The sequence below is a fragment of the Sulfuricurvum sp. PD_MW2 genome, from assembly GCF_002633015.1.
Classification (GTDB): Bacteria; Campylobacterota; Campylobacteria; order Campylobacterales; family Sulfurimonadaceae; genus Sulfuricurvum.
On sequence record NZ_NSIU01000041.1, the window covers coordinates 1 to 6,020 of the forward strand.

6 protein-coding genes are annotated in these 6,020 nt (G+C 36.2%); all 6 read right to left on the minus strand.

Annotated elements, in window-relative coordinates:
- Positions 1-404: hypothetical protein (locus CJD30_RS11155; RefSeq protein WP_294919113.1), on the minus strand; the 404-nt coding region annotated here is incomplete at its 3' end.
- Between the two features lie 118 nt (positions 405-522).
- Positions 523-1,482 (minus strand): hypothetical protein, encoded by a 960-nt coding sequence (locus CJD30_RS11160; protein ID WP_294919115.1) that lies wholly within the window; start codon positions 1,480-1,482, stop codon positions 523-525.
- Between the two features lie 85 nt (positions 1,483-1,567).
- Positions 1,568-3,034, minus strand: coding sequence for an MBOAT family protein (locus CJD30_RS11165; protein ID WP_294919118.1), 1,467 nt, complete (start codon positions 3,032-3,034; stop codon positions 1,568-1,570).
- 35 nt (positions 3,035-3,069) lie between these two features.
- A complete protein-coding gene (gene rfbF / locus CJD30_RS11170; RefSeq protein WP_294919121.1) occupies positions 3,070-3,849 on the minus strand; it encodes a glucose-1-phosphate cytidylyltransferase in 780 nt (259 codons plus the stop codon).
- A complete protein-coding gene (locus CJD30_RS11175; RefSeq protein ID WP_294919124.1) occupies positions 3,846-5,048 on the minus strand; it encodes an aminotransferase class I/II-fold pyridoxal phosphate-dependent enzyme in 1,203 nt (400 codons plus the stop codon). Before CJD30_RS11175 ends, rfbF begins: the two co-directional genes overlap by 4 nt.
- Positions 5,049-5,136: 88 nt before the next feature.
- The coding region (locus tag CJD30_RS11180) for a hypothetical protein (RefSeq protein WP_294919126.1) at positions 5,137-6,020 on the minus strand (884 nt) is incomplete at its 5' end.

Here is a 6,020-nt window from a genome sequence, read left to right on the forward strand (position 1 = left end):
ATATTTAAAGTATCATAACTTAATAATGTTTTATAGCGATAGAACGGAATATTGGTAGTTTTAATGTATGAATCAATTTTAGAGGGCTGTGCGGAATTTCCTAAAGAAGAAAAGTCCAAACCTAAAATTATGTATTTGAAATCTTTTTGATTTTTTCTTTTGGCGTATTCGATGTAATCATTAAATTCATAAGGTTGCATGCCGTTAATAGCGAGGTTGAATGTTTTAACAGATTTGATTAAATGTGAATTGTGGATGGTCACCCGGCTGCTGCCTAGAATTAAAGCATCATAATTGAAATCAGGATTGAAGTGAATAAGATTGATTTTTTGCTGCCGTTCATTGAAACCTTCTTGATGAGCTTGTAGAGAATTTTTATGCTCAAAGCACCAGAGTGGATCCATCCAATAATTAAAACTAAAGATCGATATTAACAAGAATATTAGGAATAAAAAATTAAATACAATCCATCGCTTCATAATAGTGTCAAAACCTTGTTTTCGGTTATAGATGACAACTGCATTATTGAACTCCGTTTAAAATTCGAAGTTCAAGGAGTTTTTCTTCTATATTCTCTTTTGTCAGTAGCATTCCAAAATCCTTTGGGATTGATGGATCATCAGTAGCAGAGATATCATGAGCAATGAGGGTATAGGTATCGGAATACGCATGATTGCAATCCGCAAAATATTTTCTGTAATTTGTTGCTACCGAGTTGATGTACATAAAATGGTGAACTTCGCTATATATATTCACCAAGTCTCTAAGCCAGTTCTCATAATCATGATAATGGCCTGTTTTGATGAGTTGCAAAAAGAGAGGGCGTGAAACAGGAGTCGTATAAATGAAGAATTTTTTAGTTTGATATTTGGTTTTTATCTCTTTTAAAATGGTTGAAAAGTTTGGATTGGGTTTACTGCTGTATTCCGCTTGCGCATACCCCAATGTATCACTTTGGATACGCTCATCGAAACCGGTGAAATCGGTTGGATGGGGAAATGAACTTTTTACATTGTCGCGATCATACCGATCAATATTTCTCTGATGATAGTAGTCTCTAAAATTTTTGATACTGTTATTGGTAGCATCAAAACTGAAGAGCAGTTTCCAACGGTAATAAGGAGTTTGTGTCGTTTTAACAATGCCAGGAGCATTATTAAACATAAAGAGACCATAGCTTAAATAACCAAAAAAGTCGGTGCCCAGAATAATAGTCTTAATGGGTTGATGGCAATTGTTAATAGCAAAATCAATGTAGGTAATGTATTCTTGCGGCCGCATTCCCCGTGCAGCAAAATTATAGACATCCATATTCTTGAAAGCATGCCGATTCATATATGTTGTTCTGCTGCTCCCTAAAAGAAGAGTATCATATTTTTTGGTGGTAAAATAAAGATAATTGGCTTTTTGTTGACGTTCGTTTGTCCCTTTTTGAACACTATTATAACGATGAGAGTGTTCAAAACACCAAAAGGAATCCATAAAAAAATTGAATATTCCTATTAAAAAAAGAGTAGTTCCAAAAACTGTTAAAGTCAACAAAAGCCATTTTTTCATTTAACAGAGCCTAAAAATTAAAATATAAGAATTCACTGACATGCATAAGATTTAAAATTCCTGCAAGTGAAAAAATTAAAAATAGTAATGAATATTTTAATGATGGTGTGAATTTTAGCGTTGTTTTAAAGCTGTTGTCAACCAACAAAACAGTAATTAAAGCACCTACTATCCAAAACGTTGTATCTTCTGCTCCGCTAATATCAAAGTAAACTTCTCCCGACGTAAAAATAGTGTGTATACTTGGGACTTTATCAATGAATTTATTCGGGATAAGAAGGGTGCCACTAAACATTGCGCCAAGAATTCTATGTGCATCCTCCCACTCCCTAGCCCTAAAAAAGATCCAAGTGATGTTGATGAAGTTGAAGGTGATGAACCAAGCGAGATACTTGTTCATAGAGAGGCCGAGGGATTTCCAGGCTCTGTGGATGACAATGGCAGTTCCGTGTAATGCACCCCAGATGACAAACATCCAACTAGCGCCATGCCAAAGACCGCCGACCAAAAAGACCGTAAAAAGGTTGCTATAGGTACGGAGTTCCCCATTGCGGTTACCGCCGAGAGGAATATAGATATAGTCTCTGAGGAAACGAGAGAGGGTGATGTGCCAGCGTCTCCAGAAGTCCTGAATGTCAAGAGCCTTATAAGGGCTGTTGAAATTGATAGGAAGCTTGATATTAAAAAGAAGAGCAACAGCAAGGGCCATATCGGTATACCCGGAGAAGTCAAAGTACAACTGAAAGGTATAGCTCAGACTGGTAGCCCATGCTTCGATCAGATTAAGGGTTTGAGCCGTATCAAACCCTGCATTGGCCCACTGAGCAAAGGTATCGGCAATGACCACCTTTTTAAACAGACCGATGGAGAATAAAAAGAGTCCGGCTGCGATGTTCTTATAATTGATGACTTTGTTTTTAATCGAATCAAACTGAGGCATCATCTCTTTGTGGTGAAGAATCGGACCTGCAAGAAGATGAGGGAAAAAAGTGACAAAGAGGGTATAGTTGAGATAATCCATCTCTTTGACTTCATTGCGATAAGCATCAACAAGATAAGCAATCTGAGTAAAGGTAAAAAAGCTGATCCCCAAAGGCAAGACAATATGCATCAGATCCCACTGAGTACCCAACAGAGTATTGGTATTGGTAATAAAGAAGTCCATATACTTGAAATAGGCAAGCAAAGCTACATTGGAGACAATACCAAACGTTAACAGAGATTTACGCGAGAGCCCTTTTTTTACCGATGAGCCATCCCCCATCTTGGTAATCGTAGAACCTACGGCAAAGTTAAAAAGAATCGAGCCTAAAATGAGCGGCAGATAGATGACATTCCACCACGAATAAAAGAACAACGAGGCAAAAACCATCCAGGCTTTGGATGCCTGGGTCAGCCGCTTCTTATTCAGCCAAAAATAGACGAAAAAGGTAATCGGCAAAAATAAAAAGATGAACTCGTAGCTATTGAATAACACAGCATACTCCCTGTAATGCTAAAAAAAGATAAAGATTAGTTTTCCCAAATTTCCCAAGGTGCATTACCGTCTTCCCACATTTTGGAAAGGGTGTGTTTGTCCCGAAGAGTATCCATTGGCATCCAGAAGCCTTCATGTTTGTAGGTGAAAATTTCACCGTCTTTAGCAAGGTTTTGCAGGGGGATCTGTTCAAAAACTGTTCCGTCTCCCTCGCATATGTAATCAAAAACTTTTGCCTCACATACAAAGAAACCGGCGTTGATCCAGCTACCGTCACCTTTGGGTTTTTCTTTGAATTCTTTGACCTGGTTGTCAGGTCCGATTTCTAATGCTCCGAAACGTCCGTCGGGCTGTGCTGAAGTTATCGTCAGGGCTTTACCGTGTGCATTGTGAAATTCGACCAGTTTTGCAATATCGATGTCCGCTACACCGTCGCCGTAAGTGAGCATAAAGGGTTCGTTACCGACAAATTTTTGGGCGCGCTTGATCCGCCCACCGGTGAGAGTGTTGATCCCGGTATCGAGCAAAGTAACTTTCCAGGGTTCGCTCGAATTATTCAGGATTTCCATTTTGTTTTCTTTGAGGTCGATGGTGACATCACTTTGATGGAGAAAATAATTGGCAAAATATTCTTTGATATAATACCCTTTGTATCCTAAGAGTACTACGAATTCGTTGAATCCGTAGGTTGAATAGATTTTCATAATATGCCAGAGGATAGGTTTTCCTCCAATCTCTACCATGGGTTTTGGACGAATATCGGTTTCTTCACTGAGTCGCGTTCCAAAGCCGCCAGCTAATAGTAGTACTTTCATAAAATGTTCTCCTTGCTAATTATATCTCCGGATTTTTTGAGCTCGAGTAACAGCTTTTTTAGTTTCTCGGATTTGATCTGCTGATGAGTTGGTAAGTTGAAAATATGTAAACAAGCGTATTCAGATATGGTATTTGAACCCAATGAATACCCTATTTTTTCAAAATTGTCTATTCTCCCAGATGCAATGCTTTTGAACCAGATGGAAAGATCAATTTTTGATGAAAATCTGTTTTCCCAATAATCTCTGTTTCGTATTAAAAAACTGTAGCGTAAAAAAATATTTTTTTCATTTTCAATATATTCGGAAGGGTATATTTGCAAAATGTCATTGTAATAATGGGCAACCTGCTTTCGATGAGAAATATTATGTTTAATATTTTGAATTTGCCATATTCCTATTTTTGCAAAAATGTTAGAAAGTTTGGCAGGATAAGGATATGCATAAATAGATTCCTTTCTCACACACTGTTCATCTGAAAAATAGGTCATAACTCCAAATTTTGTTAAAACCATATTGATAAATTTGCCAATCCAATAGAGAGAAGGGTGTAGTGTAATCACATTGATGATAAATGTTTGTGCGATTTTTTTGGTCATTTTTTCATCTAAATAGGGGATACTATCATAATAATCAGAAAATTTTTTATTGTAATTTGAATTGTTGACTGTAACTATACCTCCTAGCCCAGTATTAATTACTTTACTCCTGTCGGTAGAATAATAGCCGAAATCTCCAATCGTTCCTGCCCATTTTCCATCTTTTCTAGCCCCCAAAGCTAGTGCCGCATCTTCGATTACAATCAAATTGTGTTTAGCAGCAATTTCCATAATCTTGTCGATATCGCACATCTGACCGAAAGTGTGCTGAGCATATATGGCTTTGGTACGTGAAGTAATAAGAGATTCCAGATGATCTGTATCAATATTAAAGTCACTCATCAGAATATCGCAGTAGACGGGTTTTGCACTGCAGTACAAAATTGCATTCGGGACGACAATGCAAGTGTAAGAAGGGATAATAATTTCATCTTTTTCTTGGATGCCGATTGTTTTGAGGATACTGTAAAATCCCATTCGTCCGCTTGCAAAACTATAAGATGGAGAACCTAACATTTTTTGGAGTAAATGATGATAGATACCGATGTCTGATCCATTGACACATGTTGAGGAAAATAAACACTTGATGACATCGAGCATTTCGCTATAACTATTGGTACCGCTAAAAACGTTCATTTTATAATGTGGATAGATCATTAAGTGTTTAATGATTTGAAAAACTTTATTTTTAAAAATCAAAATTTTCCTTTATCTTTAAATCGCTTACTTCGGATAATACATAGTCTCTCAAAATCAAAATATTTTTTTCAAATTGTTGAATATTCGTAGTTCTAAATTCTAATAACCGATTATAAGCGTGTATAAGTTCTTCATTATCATTGACTATATCCCAGTTTTCTTTCCAACCAATATTAGGCATCGGATTACTAGTAAAAGACGTTTTAGAAGCGATAATAATAGCTGATATGCCTAAACACACCATTTCTACCATGCTTCCTGAGCCAGATGATATTACCATTGAATAATGTGATGTATCAGGGTTTGTCTCAATCAGCTTCCAATTATTTTCGAGTAAACTTAAATAATTGGATTTCTCTGAAATATAATCAGGGTGAATTTTGAAATCAATATGCATATTTTTAAAGGCATCATCTTTTTTCAGGACATTTATGATGTTAAATGCATCATCTTGTACGTAGGGGAGCATTACAATAATTCCATTTGTGTTATTCAGAGAATAGGTACTTTTATAGAGTTGTGAATACCTTAAAGCTGGTCCAATTCTGTAGATATAAGAACTTTTGGCTGGAACATAACCTTTTCCAGTTACAAGAATCACATCAGGTGCCGTATTCAATGATTTATCTGTGTCGGCTATATATTGACACACATATGTTGGCATTTTAAAGACAAACTGTGTGGCATAAATTTTAACCTTTGTAGAATGATCTTTTAATCCACGAAAGAAGTTTTTATCCGTCACTTGATATTCACACCACGAAATAACTTTTAAATTCTTATCTTTTAGTTTAGTGCTTAATCTTTTGGCAAATAAATAGCGGATATAAGGATAAAAATCTGTACCATTTAAGGAATAAATTAAATCTTGCT